The organism is Paenarthrobacter sp. PAE-2 (assembly GCF_026013155.1).
GTDB classification, from domain to species: domain Bacteria; phylum Actinomycetota; class Actinomycetes; order Actinomycetales; family Micrococcaceae; genus Arthrobacter; species Arthrobacter ureafaciens.
On the sequence record NZ_JAPDNV010000002.1, the window covers coordinates 177,326 to 193,249 of the forward strand.

The following is a 15,924-nucleotide window of genomic DNA, read 5'->3' on the forward strand; positions in this document are numbered from 1 at the left end:
GGGAGGCTCTTGCTTAGCCCAGGAATTCCTTCATCCAGGACTTCAAGTCCTCCCCAAATTCGGGTCGCTCCGAAGCCAGGGTGATGACGGCTTTCAGGTAGCTGAGCTTGTCGCCGGTGTCATAGCGGCGGCCCCGGAAAACAACACCGTAAACGCCCGAACCTTCGCCCTCGGCAGCGGCAAGTGTCTGCAAAGCATCGGTGAGCTGGATTTCGCCTCCGCGGCCGGGCTCGGTGTTCTCCAGAACGTCGAAGACGGCCGGGTGAAGGACGTAGCGCCCGATGATGGCCAGGTTGGACGGAGCCTCGTCCACGCTGGGCTTCTCTACGAGCTCATTGACGCGAACGTAACCTTCGCCGTCGATTGCGGAGATGTCCGCGCAACCGTAGGCACTGATCTGGGACGGCTCCACCTCGATCAAGGCGATGACCGAACCACCCGTCTTGGCCTGCACTTCCATCATGGTGGTGAGGAGTTCATCCCGTTCATCAATCAGGTCATCTCCCAGCAGAACCGCGAACGGTTCATCACCAACGTGCTGGCGCGCGCACAGCACGGCGTGCCCCAAACCCTTCGGTTCACCCTGCCGCACGTAATGGATGGGACCGAGCTCGGAGGCATAGTGAACGGCTTCCAGCCGGGACAGGTCACCCTTCAGTTCCAGGGTCCTCTCCAGCGCAGGTTCCCGGTCAAAGTGGTCCTCCAAAGCACGCTTGCTGCGTCCGGTAATCATCAAGACGTCGGAGAGGCCTGCGTTTGTGGCTTCTTCGACCACGTACTGGATGGCAGGGGCATCCACTACCGGCAACATCTCCTTTGGCATTGCCTTGGTAGCGGGCAAGAAACGGGTGCCCAACCCTGCCGCTGGAATGACGGCTTTACGAATGGTTTTCCCCAAATGAGTCATGAACGAATTCTAGAAAATCGGCCTTAAAAACGCGAAATTCGTGACACTTCTCCTGACCGGTTAAGTCAAGAAAATCTTGACTCAACCTTGAGCGTCCGCCGCACTCCCTCTTGAGAAAAGACAGCGAGAGTACTTGCAGGCACAAAGCCGGAACAAAAAACGAAAGCAGGTCTCACCATGAAGAACAACACAATGCTCAAAGGCGCAACGGCGATCGTCCTGGGTGGGGCTCTGCTCCTGGGCGGCGGAGGCACGCTGGCTTGGTGGAATGCATCCGATTCCGCCGCAGCAGGGACCATTTCCGCCGGCGAGCTGAACGTCAAGGCAGGAACCGGTGTGTGGACAGATCGCAGCGGCGCAACCGTGAACCTCAGCACCTACAAGGTTGTTCCCGGTGACAAGCTCACCTACACGCAGGATCTGGACGTCACCCTCACCGGCAACAAGATGGCAGCCAACCTGGTGGCCGTGAACGCCGACGCAGGAGCCGGCTTCACCCCGGAAAACGTGGTCATCACCGCCCCCACCCTGACTAAAGGCGGCGTCGCGATCGAAAACCCGCTGACCACATCCCAGCACGTGACCGCGAGCATCAGCTTCGAATTCAAGTCCACCACCACCGGCACCGCTGACGTCAACGCCACCAAGAACCTGGGCACGGTGGGATTCACCCTGCAGCAGGTCACCCAGACCGGCCTTCAGTAACCCCTCAACCAGTAAACAACCAGCAGGAGTGGCAGTGAGAATCCCCGGAAGCATCAAGACAGCAGGCCTCATGGTCGCTGCGGTGCTTCTGGGGCTCACGGCCGTGCAGGGAACGTACGCACTCTGGTCCTCCGCCGCCGTCGCGACTCCCGGAACAGTGCAGGCTTCCTCCTTCACGGTGAATCTGACCGGCAGCCCCTCAACGGCCTCCACTCCCATGACCGTCAACGGTCAAGCCACCTCGTTGGCCCTCACCACCACCCAGGCGCCGCTCCAGGACCTGGTTCGCGGCGGCTCGGTTTACACCTCGGTCAAGATCGGTAACGCCAGCGACGCCGGAGGTCTCTTTGACATCAACGTCACCGCTTCCGCGCCCACGCTCAGCAACGTGGGGAGCGGAACGCTAGCCGGTTACTTGAGCGTGGCCGCCACGATGGCAGCCACGCAGGACGCTTGCGCTACGGCTACCGGTTACCAGTCCTTGGCATCCGGAGTGACCACTCCCGCGATTGCCAAGGGAGCCAACGCAGTGCTCTGTTTCAGGGTCACCCTCAGTTCGACCGCGCCCGTCAGCGTTGAGGGCAACTCAGCCTCCATCCTCATTCCCCTTCATGCCCGCCAGAAATGTGGTGTTCCCAATGGTTGTGCTTAACAGTCCCAAGAAGCGGCCCAACATCCAGGCTCCAAGCGAGCCCGCCGCCACGGTTGACACCTCAAGCCCAACACGAGCGAACCGCATAGGCCGGGCAGTCGGCGTCGTACTTCTTTCACTCGCCATCCTGGCTGTGTCGGTCCTGATCCTGGTGCCCAAGCTGATCGGCGCCCAGACGTACTCGGTGCTGACCAACTCCATGGCACCAAAGTACTCCCCCGGCACGTTCATAGTGGTGCAGCCCGTACCGTTCGACGAACTCAAGCTGGGCGACGTCATCACCTACCAGATCAAGTCCGGGCAGCCCGGAGTCATCACCCACCGCATCACCGGCATGGGCTTCCTGCAGACCGGAGAGAAGACCCTTACCCTCAAAGGCGACAACAACGATGTAGTTGACCCCGAGCCCGTACGCGAAATGCAAGTCCGCGGCAAGCTGCTGTACGCCGTTCCCTACGTGGGGTTCGTCGGCAACGCCTTGGGTAACAGCGACCGATCATTGTGGCTGGTTATCGGTGCCGTGGGGCTGATCGGCTACGGCGGCGTCACCGTCTTCCGGGGAGTGCGGTCCTCCAAGAATTCCGCCAAGGCCACAGCCACAGAAGAAGCTGCAGGGCAGAACCCATGAACCCGGACAAGCGCCCCTCCGCCATCATCCTGGCCATCGGCGTCTTCTGCCTGACCGTGATGCTGGGGATCGGCGGACCGGCAGCGGTTGGCTTGTGGGAACAAAGCTCCTCAACCACCATGACCGTACGGGCGGCGGTCACGACGCCTGCGGTCACGTGCACCACGTTGGGATCCAACGACGGTGTACGGCTGACCATCACAGGAGTTTCCAACCCCACCACCGTTTCCGTTGCGGCGAAACTGCCGACGGAACAGAACTACGGGGCGGGCGTTGCGGGCTTGGCCGTCCTGAACTCCGCAGTGGACATCACCCCCGCCACCCTGGTTCTGGCCAAACCGACCATCGCCAATAACGACGTCGTGTCCCTCCGGATCGCGGTAACCCAAGCGAACATGAACGTGGTCACCACGGAATACTCCTACGTGAGGATCTTCAGCCAGCGCAGCAAGGTCCAATGCCAGGCGTCCCTCTAGGGCAGGTCGCTAACGGATTCCTGACGGCCCCTCAAAAGTAGCCCCCGTACTCGCCTGCGGCACCACCACATGGACCGCGTTGCGCTGGACCGAGAAATCCGTCGGCGTTTCCGTGGCGATCTCGCCGTCGAGGTTTACCGGCATTGACGGGTGGGTGACCAGCCGGACGTTCCGGGTCTCCAAGTGGTACACGCGGTCGTGGTCCACGAAACTTCCATCTTTCAGGAGCCGGGCAATCTTCACGTGTTCCCTGAGCGGCGCCGCAAGAATGGCGTAGATGTCTAGGGTATGGTCATCGATCCCGGCCATCGGTGAAACAGTATTGCCGCCGCCATAATGCCTGCCGTTTCCCACGGCGACTTGGAGCAGGTCCTCCAGCTCCAGTGTTGGGTGGTCGCCGTCCGGGAACTCCAGCCGGGCACGGAAGGGCCGGTGCCGGGCATAGGCCTGAACGGTGGCGACGCCATAGGCCAACGGACCGATCCGCCGCTTGAGCGCGGGGCTGAGCGCCTGGGTGACACCGACTGAAAGACCAACGGAGGCCACGTTGAGGAACGGCTGCCCGTTGGCCCGGCCGAGGTCTATGTCCACTACTTTCCCATCGGCGATAACGGCACAGGCTTCCGCGAGGCCGTTGGGAATCTCGAGTGTCCGGGCAAGGTCATTGGCCGTTCCCAGCGGAAGCACGCCGAGCACGGTGTCAGTCCCGGCCAGCAACCCGGCAGCGTAACTCACCGTCCCGTCGCCTCCACCAACAACCACCATGTCATGCTGCTCCGCTGCCACACGATCGAGCACACCCGTCAGCTCCGCACCCGAGGTCACCGGATGGACCGCGGTAACGGGCACGCCGGCCTGCTTGAGGAGATCGACGGCGGACGTCGCGGCTGCGGCCCCACGACGTGAAGCCGCATTGATCACCACGGCAACGGAGCGGGCCTCACGGACGGATTTCATGCTGACCATCGTAGGCGGACGGACCTTGGAGAACCCTGCGAGGAATCAATCCGTACAGAAGAGCTACCCCTTGAAAACAGGCGCCCGCTTCTCCTGGAACGCCCGGAATCCCTCGGCGTAGTCATCGGTCTTGCAGAGGCGTGCCTGCTCCGTGTTCTCCTCGGCCATGGACTCCCACAGGCCAAGGCGCTGATCGCGGATGTGGGCCACCAGCTCCTTGGAAGCGACAAAGGCCTGGGTCGCACCGGAAGCCACGCGCTCCACGATGGACCGGGTAGTGGGCAGCAGAGCGTCATCCGGCATGGCCCGGCTGAACATGCCCTGTGCCACGGCTTCGGTCCCGGAAATGAGGTCCGCAGTGTAGATCAGGTCCAGTGTGCGGTGCATGCCAAGGCGCTCGGCAAAGTACCAGTGTCCGCCGGAGTCCAGCGTGGCCCCAAGCTTCGCAAACGGCGAGCCGAACTTCGCGTTCTCCGCCACATACACAACGTCCGTGGCCAGCAGCAAACCAAGCCCGACGCCCAGGCACGCACCGTGCGCAGCTGCGAACGTGGGTGCAGGGAACGCAGCCATCTTCTTCAGCAGCGGCTCCACCAACCCACCCAGGTAGGCCTGGGCGTCGTCGGTTTCGGGGGTCACACCGGCGATGTCGCGCCCGGCGCAGAAGGCCCGGCCCTCTCCGCGAAGCAGCAGCGCCCGGACTTCACCACGTTCGGCGGCGGCAGCAGCGTCGTCGTACGCTTTGCCCAACTCGGCAAGCGCGTCCTCGTCCAGCGAGTTCAGCTTCTGCGGGGCATTGAGGACGATTTCGGCGATGCCGTTGGCAATGGAGAGCTCGATCATGGGGACTCCTTAGACGTCGAAGTCGACGGTAACTTCTTCGCTGGTGGGGTGGGCCTGGCAGGTGAGGACGTAACCCTTGTCCAACTCGTCCTGCTCAAGGGCGTAGTTCTCATCCATGGTCACGGTACCCGTAACCACCTTGGCCCGGCAGGTGCCGCACACGCCGCCGGCGCAAGCGAACGGAACGTCCGGGCGGACGCGCAAGGCTGCGTTGAGGATGGATTCCCGCGCATGGGTGGGGCTGGCGACGTCGCCGGTGAGGCCGTCCAGCTTGAAGGTGATCTTGTAGGTCTCCTGCGACTCGTCCTCCACAACCGGGCGGCCGGCGTTGCCTTCAGGACGGTCCGGGCGGCCCGTGGTGAACAGCTCGAAGCGCACGTGCTCCGGCTCCACGCCGCGCGCAGCCAAGGTGTCGCGGCACAACTGGACCAGCTCGAACGGCCCGCACAGGAACCATTCATCCACATCCTCGGCATGGATCGCGGAGGACAGCAGCGCCTGCAGCTTCTCCGAATCGATGCGGCCCGTCATCAGCGGCGCAATGCGCTGCTCACGGGACAGGACGTGGTGGAGCGCCAGGCGGGTGGGGTACTTGTCCTTCAGGTCCGCCAGCTCTTCCAGGAACATGACGTCCATGGCGGCCTTGTTGGCGTAGATGAGATCGAAGGTGGTGTCCGGGTTGGCGGCCAGCAGCGTGCGGGCAATTGCGATAACCGGGGTGATGCCCGAACCCGCTGCGATGGCCACGAAATTGCCCGGCTCCCCCGCCAGTTCCTCCGGGTGGTTCATGGAGTTCATGACGTTGTGCTGCACGGACGCGCCGTCCTTGCCGTGCCGCGAAATGAACGCACCCTGCGGGCTCATGACGTCCAAGGTGTCCCCGGCCTTCAGCTCGGCATTGGCCCACGTGGAGAAGATGCCGCCAAGGTCCTTCTTGATGGCCACACGGATCTCGCTGCTGCCGTCGCCAAACGTGCGCGGTTCGGCGCAGATCGAGTAGCTGCGGCGAACCTCGTGCAGCTCACCGTCCTCACCCGGCAGCGACGCGCGGAGGGCAACGTACTGGCCGGGCAGGTAGTCGTACTGGCCTGCCAGCTCGACGGGAACCGCAAACGTGACCTCGATTGCGTCGTCCGTAAGGCGCCGGACATCCGAGACGGTCAGGTTGTGGAAAGACGCACGACGGCGGCTGGCCGTCTGGGTTTCGGTGGTCATGCTCTTCCTTACAAGACTTTGAAGTAGTCGAACGGTTCCTTGCAGTCCTGGCAGACAAACAGTGCCTTGCAGGACGTGGAACCGAAGCGGGTGAGTTCCTTGGTGTTCAGCGATGAACACTGAGGGCATTTCACGGCCAGGTTCAAACGGACAGGACCGGAATGGCCACCGGCAGCGGCCCGGCCCGAAGGCGGCGCAATGCCGTATTCCTCGAGCTTCGCCTTGCCTGCCTCGGTCATCCAGTCAGTGGTCCACGCCGGGGACAGGACCAGGTTGATGTCGACCTTCGCGTAGCCTTCCTTTTCGAAAGCCTTCCGCAGGTCATCGCCAATGGCGTCCATGGCCGGGCAGCCCGAGTACGTAGGCGTGATGGTGACCTCGACGGCGGAAGCCGCCGGGCCGCCGTCGAGCCCGCCTCCCGAAGCGGCTGCTCCGGGCGACTCGACAACGCGCACGCCGCGCAGGATCCCCAAGTCCTCAATGGTGAGGACCGGGATCTCCGGATCGCAGACGGTGGACGCGACGTCCCACGCATGCTGTTCCGCGGCGGTCAAGGAACTTACCGTGGCCATGGTGGTCACCAGCTCGCGCCGGGGTGCTCGCGGGCCAGGACCTGCATCTCGGCCAGGATGTACCCCATGTGCTCGGAGTGCTTACCGCGACGGCCGCCACCCGGAGCCTGCGGAACGGCAGGGATCTCCAGCTCGGCCTCGGTCAGGATCTCGCCGGTCAGGCGGTCGAACTCTGCCCGCAGGCTGGACGGCTGGACGGCAACGCCTGCTTCGGCGAGGCGCGTAGTGAGCTCATCGTCTTCGAAGAGTTCATCAACGTACGGCCATACGAGGGTCAGGCCCTTGATCATGCGCTCGCGCGACTCATCCGTACCACCGGCAAGGCGCAGCACCCACTGGGCGCTGTGGTCACGGTGGTAGTCGACTTCCTTCACGGCCTTCGCAGAAATGGCTGCGATGGTGGCATCCGTGGACGCGGTGAGCGCCGTGTAGAGCTGGTACTGGTAGAAGCTCACAATGAACTGGCGTGCGATGGTCACCGCGAAGTCGCCGTTGGGCTGCTCGAAGAGGTGCGCCGAACGGAACTCGTGCTCGCGGCGGAAGTAGGCGAGATCGTCTTCCGACTTGTCCCAAGCGGCACCGGCGTAGGTCAGGAAGGACCGTGCATGGCCCAGCTGGTCCAGCGCGATGTTGCCGAGGGCTATGTCTTCCTCAAGCTCGGGAGCTCGGGAAATCCAGTGGCCCAGGCGCTGGGCGAGGATCAGTCCGTCATCACCCAGGCGCAGCGCGTACTCGGCCACATCTTCGCTGGGCTTTACTTCCCCGCGGCGGACCTCAAGGGCGATGTCCTCGGGACGCAGTGCGTTGCCCGGGGTGATACGGGTGGCGCTGGCCGAACCGTCACCGGACGCACCTGCACCCGAGACGCCCACGGAGATATCGCCGTGGCCTTCGATGGCGAAGTCAGTTGCTTTGTCAGTCACAGGTGCTTCACGCCTTCACTCTTGGTGTAGTACGTCGCATGGCGGTAATCCTTGCCCTGCGGGGATTCGAAGAACGAGCCCTTGGAATCGGGATCGCTGGCGGCAATTGCCTCGGCCGGGACAACCCAGATGGACACGCCCTCGTTGCGGCGGGTGTACAGATCGCGGGCGTTGCGGAGGGCCATGGCGGCATCCGGTGCGTGCAAGGAACCTGCATGCACGTGGGACAGGCCGCGGCTGGACCGGACGAAGACCTCCCAGAGGGACCAGGGGGTTTCTTCCTTGGCCTCGCTGGACGTGACGTTCGCGCGCGGGGCGGGTGCCGCCGTCGTGCTGTTTGCAGCGGCGACCTTGGGTGCCTCGCTGTTGATTTCGCCGGCGGCGCTGGCCGGAGCTTCCGGGTTTCCGTGGGGAGCCATTATGCTGCGTTCGCTTTCTGTGCTTGCTTGCGGGCGTAGGCTGCGGCAGCTTCCCGAACCCAGGCACCGTTTTCGTGTGCCTCACGGCGGCGCTCAATGCGCTGCGAGTTGCAGGGACCGCGGCCGGCCAGGACTTCCTTGAACTCATTCCAGTCCAGGGGTCCGTGTTCCCACTTCTTGGTTTCTTCGTTGAAACGTATGTCCTTGTCCGGGAGGGTCAGGCCGAGGACCTTGACCTGCTCCACCATCATGCCGACGAACCGGCTGCGCAGCTCGTCATTGCTGAACCGCTTGATGTTCCACGCCATGGACTGCTTGGAGTTGGGTGAATCGTCATCCGGCGGGCCGAACATCATCAGCGACGGCGCGTACCAGCGGTTCACTGCGTCCTGTGCCATCTGCTTCTGCGCCGGCGTTCCGTTGGAGAGTTCCAGCAGGATCTCGAAGCCCTGGCGCTGGTGGAAGGACTCTTCCTTGCAGATGCGCACCATTGCGCGGCCGTAAGGACCATAAGATGCACGGCAGAGGGGAACCTGGTTGCAGATGGCTGCGCCGTCAACCAGCCAGCCGATGGCACCCATGTCCGCCCAGGAAAGCGTGGGGTAGTTGAAGATGGACGAGTACCGGGCCTTGCCCGCAATGAGGTCTTCCGTCATCTTGTCCCGGGACTGGCCCAGGGTCTCGGCAGCCGAGTACAGGTAAAGGCCGTGGCCGGCTTCGTCCTGGACCTTGGCCATGAGGATGGACTTGCGCTTCAGGCTCGGTGCCCTGGTGATCCAGTTGGCTTCCGGCTGCATGCCGATGATTTCCGAGTGTGCGTGCTGCGAGATCTGGCGCAGCAAAGTCTTGCGGTAAGCCGCCGGCATCCAGTCCCGCGGTTCAATGCGCGAGTCCTCCGAGATAATGCGGTCAAAGTACGCCTGACCAGCCGCCTCCCGTTCCTGCTCCTCCGGGGACAGCTCAACGGGCACAGACTGCAAATTCTGCGTTGCCATGGTTGCTCCTAATAAATTACCGACCGTTCGTTCAGAATATGCGGACGGGAGGTTTTCAGTCAAGCTTTTGGCCGCTGCGCCGTGCTGTCCCCGGCGAGTCGCAACCGCGCCCGGCAATTGACAAGGCTGCTTCGGATTGAGCGTGTTAACTTGGGGTGGGGTCCGGACAACCCCAAACCGACGCCAGGAAAGAGCTCTACGTGGAATCGCCCCAGCCCTTCAGGATCCTCACCGTATGCACCGGCAACATCTGCCGCTCCCCCGTGGCCGAACGGTTGCTGCAGGCGGGACTCAATCAGGTGAGCCCGGGATCGTTCGAGGTGCGCAGCGCGGGCACCCGGGCCATGGTGGGCGAACCCATCCAACCGCTCTCCGCCCACATCATCAGCACCTTCCGCGGCGACCCGGACGGTTTTGCAGCCAGGCAGTTGAACCAAAAGATCCTCCGCCAATCAGATCTGGTGCTTGCCATGACCTCCAAGCACCGCGGCGAAGTCCTGCAACTGGATGCGTCCCTGCTGAAGCGCACCTTCACGGTCCGGGAATTTGCCCGGATGCTCTCCGTCCTGCAAACCCGTGACGACGTGACTGCCGCGGGGGACATTGTTGAGTTCTGGCGGCAGCTGCCGGCCAAGGCAGCCTCCGTGCGGCACTTGGCTCTGCCATCCGATCCATCAGAGAACGACGTGGTAGACCCCTACCGACGATCGGAAGAGGTCTACCACCAGATGGAGGATGAGCTGGCCCCGGCCATCCTTGGCATCCTCCGGTTTGCGCGCCTCACGGCGCCGGGTCAGGGGACCAGTTAGTTCAGGGCAATCACCAGCATCTGGTTGGTACCCGGGATGCAGGTCTGCAGGACTACCGCGGGGAACCCGCCGAACACCGCTGCAATATTGTTGGTAGTTCCCGGGTTGGGCACTTGGCCCCGTGCCGTAGCCGTGAACGTTCCATAGCCGGGAATGCTCACCCGCTCACCGACACCGATTCCGGAGAACCGGGCCCAGCCTCCGCAATAGTCGTGCTCCGTGATGAACGTGGCGTAAGCATTGGTTGGCGTGTAGTGGATTGGCCCAATGCACGCATCCACCATGCCCTGACCACCGGCACCCGCGACGTAGATGGTCCTGATGGCCGGAGCGGGTGCCGGAGCGGCCGCGACGGGGGCTGCGGCCACTTGTGCCTGCGCTGCGGGTGCTTGGGCAGGTTGTGGGGCAGGTGCCGGGGCTATTAGTGCGATCGGCGGTCCCGTCAGCTTCAAGACCTGGCCGGGCACGATGATCGAATAGCCGCTGAGTCCGTTGGCGGCCAGCATGGCATTGACGTCCACGCCGAACCTGGCAGCAATGCTTCCTACCGTGTCTCCGGAAACCACTGTGTAGAGGTTTGGATCGCCGGCGGGTGCTGCGGGAGCCGGTGCGGGTTCTGCGGCTGGCGGTGCCGGTTCTGCGGCTGGCGGTGCCGCCGCGGGTTCTGGTGCTGGGGCTGCCGGTGCCGCCTCCGCTGGGGCCGCTTCCGCTTTCGGCGCTTCCGTCGGCGGTGCGGACCCGGCCGGGGCCTGGTCCGCAGCCCCGGGAGTGTCTGCTGTGGCACTGTTGGCGCCACCGTCGGACGCCGCCGAAGGTTGGCTTGCGGCCGTACCGGCATCATTTCCGGCAGGCGCCCACCAATTGACTACCCCGAAATAGAGGGGAACCAAGGCCAGAATCGCGAGTACTGCCAAGGCCACCAAAAGCTTGGACTTTCTCCGGCGGGGCTTCTCCACCGGGCCGCTTCCCCCGCTCGATACTGCGGGGTCAAGATCAAGGTCGTTCATATTCATGGGAAAACCCCGTGGCTCCAAGGCGCGGACCGCGGATGGCCGAAACTCGCAAAAAGAGCACTGGCACCAAGCGCAGGAAAGTTATGGGAGGCACGTGCTTCGTCACCACGTGCCGTCCGCCGCTGAGCCGGAGGAACGGAATCGCTTTACCTAGGAATCTCAAGCGTAGGAATTGGGATTCCTACGCGCATGAGTAGGAGGTACTCGACTTTTCTGCGAATAAGCTCCCGCTTACGCCAAGTAATACTCGATTAGTCAAGGCCGACTACCTGATTCCGGTGCTGCAAATTCGGGGCCATATCCGGATGGCACATGATGGTTAGGCTTCCGTTCACGTATGATCACCACAGCGCAAAGGGCAGTACGCGCATTGTTCGCTTTTGGGTGGGGCCACGGTTGAAGGCAGGGGTTCGGTGGCAGGAGTGAAGCAAGGAGTTCTGCCACCGCGCAGAGTAACCGCACGAACAATCCGGCTCTTCTCGACGGCCGCAGCTTTATGCTTTGTGCTCCTGTCGGCCGGCCTTGCCAGCGGCATCGGTTCTCCCACCGCACAATTGCTGGGCGACCTGGCAATACTGACTGCCGCGCTTACAGCCCTGACTGCCCACACGCTGGCGGCCGCGCGACGCCGGGGCCATGCCACAGGCCGGTGGTTCGTAGTTGCCGGGCTGGCTTTGTGGACTGCCGGCCAGCTCATCTGGACCGTCAACGGCGTCACGCTTAACCATGATTACCCCTTCCCCTCCATCGCCGACATCGGCTTCATCGGGTATGCGCTGCCCGCAGCCATTGGGCTGACCCTGCTGCTAAAGGGGAAGGGCCGGCGGCTCTCCCTCAAACGGACCATCCTGGATGCCGGCGTGGTGGCAAGCTCCACGTTTTTCATAGCGTGGAGTGCTGTCCTGGGACCTTTGGCAGGCAGGCCGAACCAGGACCCCTTCGCCAACGCCACCCAGATGGCCTACCCCATAGCGGACGTGTTCATGGTGACCGTGGTCATCGTCCTGACCATGCGGGCGGTGCGCGGAAGGCGGCTGCCGTGGCTATGCCTGGGTGTGGGCTTCTGGATCCTCGCCGGCACGGACCTGATCTATGTGCGCTTCACCCTGGAAGGCGTCACCGGCGTCACGGGTTCGCCCTTGGTCTTCGGGTGGGTGACGGCCCTGCTGTTGATTGCCCTCAGCCCCCTTGTTCCGGCGTCGGACAAGGTACGCAAGGACGGCCGCGCCTACGCGGCGATGCTGGAACTGCTCCCCTACCTGCCGGTTTTCAGTGCCGTGTTCTTCTCCAGGAGCAGGGCCATCGGCTTTGAGCCCATCCTGGTCATCACTGGTTTGGTGACTATTAGTTTCGTCATCGTGCGCCAGGTGCTGATCGTCGTCGAGAACGTCACGCTCACCAGCGAACTCGAAAGCAAAGTTGCCGAACGCACCGCCGAACTGGAAGGTCTCGGGGCGATCGTCAACTCCTCCGGCGACGCGATCATCGGCAAGGACCCTGACGGCACCATCACCAGCTGGAACCCGGGCGCCGAGCGCATCTACGGCTATCCGGCGTCGGAAACCATCGGCAGGAAGAGCGATTTCTTCATCCCCGCCGAACTCCGCCAGGAGGAAGCCGAAGCCCTCGCCATCACGGCAGCGCAAGGCACAGTGCAGAACTACGAATCCACCAGGCGGCGTTCAGACGGGACCCTTATTCCGGTCTCCATCACGATGTCCCCCGTCCGCGGCGCCACGGGCATCAGGGGCGCGGCCACCATCTCCCGGGACATCACCGAACGCAAGGCCGCCGAAGCCGAGCTCTTGTGTGCCCGTGAGACGGCGTTGGAAGCGAGCCGCTTGAAGTCCGAGTTCCTCGCCACCATGAGCCACGAAATCCGCACCCCGCTCAACGCCGTCATCGGGCTGACGTCCCTCCTCATGGACACCGAGCTGAACGAAGCCCAACGCCAATACGCGCAAGGCGTGAAAGGTGCCGGCGAGGTTCTCCTCACCCTCATCAACGACATCCTTGACTTCTCCAAGCTGGAAGCCGGCAAAGTGGACCTGGACGTCACCGCTTTCGATCCGCGGGCACTGGTGGAAGAGGTGGCCGGACTCGTTGCCGAAGCCGCGCAGAGCAAGGACCTGGAGCTCATTTCCTATTGCCATCCGGACGTCCCGCCACGGCTCATGGGCGATTCCGGACGCATCCGCCAGATCCTGCTGAACCTTGCCTCCAACGCCGTGAAGTTCACCCCCTCCGGTGAGGTGGAGATCCAGGTGTCCCTCCTGAAGGAGCACGACGGCAAAGCTTCCCTGCGCTTCCAAGTCCGGGACACCGGAATCGGCATCAGCGAAGCGGACCACCAACGCCTGTTCGAATCCTTCGCCCAGGCCGATGCGTCCACCACGCGCCGCTACGGCGGAACCGGCCTGGGGCTGGCCATCTCCCGGCGGCTCACGGAAGTCATGGGCGGTGAAATCGGCCTGGCCAGCGAGGTAGGTGCCGGCAGCCGGTTCTGGTTCGTGCTGGAGCTGCCGATCGGCCCGGTCCCCGCGGACACGGCGGCAGTTCCGGCGTCGTTGGCAGGCCGCCGGGTCCTGGTGGTGGATGACAACTCCACCAACCGCTTGGTCCTGGAGAACCAGCTGGCCAGTTGGGGCATGGTTCCCGTAGCTGTGCCGGACGCCAGGAGCGCCTTGGAACAATACCGCGCGGCGGCCAATGCCCATGCACCCTACGACCTCGCAGTGGTGGACATGTGCATGCCGGACACCAACGGCCTGCAGCTCGCCCGCCAGCTCACGTCGGAAAGCAACGGCACACCCGCCCCGGGCATCATCCTGCTGACATCCACCATGGGCGTGGACAAAGCCGAACTCACCTCCGCCGGCATCCGCGAGTACCTCACCAAACCGGTCCGCAGCTCCGAGTTCTACAACCGGCTGCTCCGGCTTGTCGCCGGCAAGACTCCACGCCCGGCACCCGCGAAGACCGCGGCGGTTCGGCCGGCCGCCGGGAGCCTTGGCAGGCTCCTGGTGGCCGAGGACAACGAGGTCAACCAGCTGGTGGCCCGCGGCATGGCGAACCGCTTGGGGTACGAGGTAGACATCGTCGACGACGGCGAACAAGCCGTCGCTGCCACCCTCACCCGGGACTACGCAGCCATCCTCATGGACTGCCACATGCCGGTGATGGACGGATTCGAAGCAACACGCATCATTCGCGCCCGCGACGCCGCCAGCCGACACGTCCCCATCATCGCCATGACGGCCGGGGCCTTGGATGAGGACCGCGAGCGCTGTTTCGCGGCCGGCATGGACGACTACATCAGCAAGCCCGTGGACGTGGACACGCTCGGGCAAACCCTGGCCAGGTGGGTGCCGCAGGAGCCGGCGGCAGCAACGCCGTCGAGCGCTACATCCCAAGCGGGCGCTACATCCCCGGCGAGCGTTTCATCCCAAGCGGACGCTACATCCCCGGCGAGCGCCGCTCCGGCGATTGACCCGGACCGTGTGCAAATGCTGCGCGAGCTCGGCCCCGGGCTGCTGCCCGACGCAGTCGCGGCTTTCCGGGAGGAGGCGGGCCGGGCGCTCGGCGTCCTGGACGAGGCCCTGTCCCGCAACGACGCAGGCTTGCTCCGGGCGGCGGCGCACAAGCTGGCCGGTGCGGCGGGGAGCATCGGCGCTGTGGGGGCATCGGCGTTGTCGAAGAGGTTGGAACAGCTGGGCGGATCGGACTCAGCCCGGTTGGAGCCGGTGGGCCGTCCCGTCTTTGAAGAATTGCAAGCAGAATTGGCCCGGGCCGAAGAAGAACTCGGGCGCACGTTGTTGGGAGCCCCATGAAAGTCCTGATCGCGGACGATGACCTGATTTCCCGGATGATCACCAAGGCTGCAGTGGAGCAGGCCGGGCACGAGTGCGTGGTGGCGGTTGACGGCGACGAAGCCTGGGAGCTGTATCAGGTGCACCAGCCCGAGGCTGTAGTGACGGACCTGATGATGCCGGGCTTGAACGGCTTGGACCTGTGCCGGGCCATCCGGGAAGCGGAGGATGACTCCTACACCTACCTGATCCTGGTGACCTCGCACGGTTCCCGGGATGACGTGCTGGCCGGCATGGAGGCGGGTGCGGACGACTACGTCACCAAGCCGTTGGACCCGTTCAACCTGCGCATCAGGCTGCTGGCCGCGCAACGGATCACGTCGCTGCACGCGGACCTCGCGCGCTACCGTTCGGCGCTCACCGAACAGGCACGCACGGATCCCCTCACCAAGCTGCACAACAGGCTCAAGCTCACTGAGGACCTCGCCGAGCTGCAGGACCGGACCGAGCCCCACGATTTCTGCTTGGCGATGGTGGATGTGGACAACTTCAAGAGCTACAACGATCTGTACGGGCACCCAGCCGGCGATGCGGCGCTGGTGGCTATCGCGTCCACGCTTGCCCGTGCCGTGCGGGAGACCGACGGGGTTTACAGGTTTGGCGGCGAGGAGTTCCTGCTGCTCCTGCACGGGCAGGACTCGGACGGCGCGGAGGATGTCATGGAACGCATCCGTTCGGCGGTGCACGCGCTGCAGATCGAGCACACGGGTGATCCGGACGGCGTCCTCACCATCAGCGCCGGAGTGGCTTCCTATGCCGAGGGGCACCGTTCGGGCACCGAGCAGCTCCTCAAGGATGCTGACCTCGCCCTGTACGCAGCCAAGGCCTCGGGCCGGAACCGGGTGACGGTAGCGAGCCGTAGTTCCTTCCCCAACTGACTGGCAGCAGGGGTTGTTCTGAGCGCTGAGAACAACCCCTGCTGCCAGTTACTTGGGCGATAG

At 63.9% G+C, this 15,924-nt stretch carries 16 protein-coding genes; 7 read left to right on the forward strand and 9 right to left on the reverse strand.

The features are described 5' to 3' along the window. Window positions 1-13 precede the first annotated feature (13 nt). A complete protein-coding gene (galU, locus tag OCL88_RS01790; RefSeq protein WP_071416144.1) occupies window positions 14-907 on the reverse strand; it encodes a UTP--glucose-1-phosphate uridylyltransferase GalU in 894 nt (297 codons plus the stop codon). Window positions 908-1,084: 177 nt separating this feature from the next. On the opposite strand from galU, the gene OCL88_RS01795 reads away from it, so the two are divergent. Genes OCL88_RS01795 through OCL88_RS01810 form a run of 4 tightly spaced genes read left to right on the forward strand, consistent with a single transcriptional unit; the run spans window position 1,085 to window position 3,368 of the window. Further along, window positions 1,085-1,612 (forward strand): alternate-type signal peptide domain-containing protein, encoded by a 528-nt coding sequence (locus OCL88_RS01795; RefSeq protein ID WP_071416143.1) that lies wholly within the window; start codon window positions 1,085-1,087, stop codon window positions 1,610-1,612. Between the two features lie 34 nt (window positions 1,613-1,646). After that, window positions 1,647-2,264: a SipW-dependent-type signal peptide-containing protein gene (locus OCL88_RS01800; protein ID WP_264961398.1), complete on the forward strand. Its 618-nt coding sequence runs from the start codon at window positions 1,647-1,649 to the stop codon at window positions 2,262-2,264. Continuing rightward, window positions 2,251-2,892 carry a signal peptidase I gene (locus OCL88_RS01805; RefSeq protein WP_264961399.1) on the forward strand — a complete coding sequence of 214 codons (642 nt, stop codon included), beginning with the start codon at window positions 2,251-2,253 and terminating at the stop codon, window positions 2,890-2,892. Before OCL88_RS01800 ends, OCL88_RS01805 begins: the two co-directional genes overlap by 14 nt. Continuing rightward, complete coding sequence (locus OCL88_RS01810; RefSeq protein WP_264961400.1) at window positions 2,889-3,368, forward strand: hypothetical protein; 480 nt, start codon at window positions 2,889-2,891, stop codon at window positions 3,366-3,368. Before OCL88_RS01805 ends, OCL88_RS01810 begins: the two co-directional genes overlap by 4 nt. 9 nt (window positions 3,369-3,377) lie before the next feature. Here OCL88_RS01810 and OCL88_RS01815 read toward each other — a convergent pair whose 3' ends face one another. The 7 genes from OCL88_RS01815 to paaA all read right to left on the reverse strand — a co-directional run bounded on the left by OCL88_RS01815 (window position 3,378) and on the right by paaA (window position 9,292). After that, window positions 3,378-4,325 carry a lipid kinase gene (locus tag OCL88_RS01815; protein WP_264961401.1) on the reverse strand — a complete coding sequence of 316 codons (948 nt, stop codon included), beginning with the start codon at window positions 4,323-4,325 and terminating at the stop codon, window positions 3,378-3,380. Between the two features lie 63 nt (window positions 4,326-4,388). After that, complete coding sequence (locus tag OCL88_RS01820; protein WP_021473887.1) at window positions 4,389-5,168, reverse strand: enoyl-CoA hydratase/isomerase family protein; 780 nt, start codon at window positions 5,166-5,168, stop codon at window positions 4,389-4,391. A 9-nt stretch (window positions 5,169-5,177) separates the two neighbouring features. After that, window positions 5,178-6,383 carry a 1,2-phenylacetyl-CoA epoxidase subunit PaaE gene (gene paaE, locus OCL88_RS01825; protein ID WP_264961402.1) on the reverse strand — a complete coding sequence of 402 codons (1,206 nt, stop codon included), beginning with the start codon at window positions 6,381-6,383 and terminating at the stop codon, window positions 5,178-5,180. An 8-nt stretch (window positions 6,384-6,391) separates the two neighbouring features. Continuing rightward, on the reverse strand, window positions 6,392-6,955 hold the full coding sequence (gene paaD / locus OCL88_RS01830; protein WP_264961403.1) for a 1,2-phenylacetyl-CoA epoxidase subunit PaaD: 564 nt from the start codon (window positions 6,953-6,955) through the stop codon (window positions 6,392-6,394). A 5-nt stretch (window positions 6,956-6,960) separates the two neighbouring features. Then, window positions 6,961-7,878, reverse strand: a complete 918-nt coding sequence (paaC, locus tag OCL88_RS01835; protein ID WP_062097744.1) for a 1,2-phenylacetyl-CoA epoxidase subunit PaaC — start codon at window positions 7,876-7,878, stop codon at window positions 6,961-6,963. Then, window positions 7,875-8,297, reverse strand: a complete 423-nt coding sequence (gene paaB / locus OCL88_RS01840) for a 1,2-phenylacetyl-CoA epoxidase subunit PaaB (protein WP_062097746.1) — start codon at window positions 8,295-8,297, stop codon at window positions 7,875-7,877. The genes paaC and paaB overlap by 4 nt, the downstream gene beginning before the upstream one ends. Further along, window positions 8,297-9,292 carry a 1,2-phenylacetyl-CoA epoxidase subunit PaaA gene (gene paaA, locus OCL88_RS01845; protein ID WP_062097748.1) on the reverse strand — a complete coding sequence of 332 codons (996 nt, stop codon included), beginning with the start codon at window positions 9,290-9,292 and terminating at the stop codon, window positions 8,297-8,299. The genes paaB and paaA overlap by 1 nt, the downstream gene beginning before the upstream one ends. A gap of 200 nt (window positions 9,293-9,492) precedes the next feature. Here paaA and OCL88_RS01850 point away from each other — a divergent pair, with 200 nt between their 5' ends. After that, window positions 9,493-10,101 carry a low molecular weight phosphatase family protein gene (locus OCL88_RS01850; RefSeq protein WP_264961404.1) on the forward strand — a complete coding sequence of 203 codons (609 nt, stop codon included), beginning with the start codon at window positions 9,493-9,495 and terminating at the stop codon, window positions 10,099-10,101. On the opposite strand, the gene OCL88_RS01855 is transcribed toward OCL88_RS01850, so the two are convergent. After that, window positions 10,098-11,114, reverse strand: coding sequence for a LysM peptidoglycan-binding domain-containing protein (locus OCL88_RS01855; protein WP_264961405.1), 1,017 nt, complete (start codon window positions 11,112-11,114; stop codon window positions 10,098-10,100). The genes OCL88_RS01850 and OCL88_RS01855 overlap by 4 nt on opposite strands. A 503-nt stretch (window positions 11,115-11,617) precedes the next feature. Here OCL88_RS01855 and OCL88_RS01860 point away from each other — a divergent pair. Both OCL88_RS01860 and OCL88_RS01865 read left to right on the forward strand, forming a co-directional pair. Further along, complete coding sequence (locus OCL88_RS01860) at window positions 11,618-14,944, forward strand: response regulator (protein ID WP_264961406.1); 3,327 nt, start codon at window positions 11,618-11,620, stop codon at window positions 14,942-14,944. Beyond that, window positions 14,941-15,861 carry a GGDEF domain-containing protein gene (locus OCL88_RS01865; RefSeq protein ID WP_264961407.1) on the forward strand — a complete coding sequence of 307 codons (921 nt, stop codon included), beginning with the start codon at window positions 14,941-14,943 and terminating at the stop codon, window positions 15,859-15,861. The genes OCL88_RS01860 and OCL88_RS01865 overlap by 4 nt, the downstream gene beginning before the upstream one ends. Window positions 15,862-15,924 lie beyond the last annotated feature (63 nt).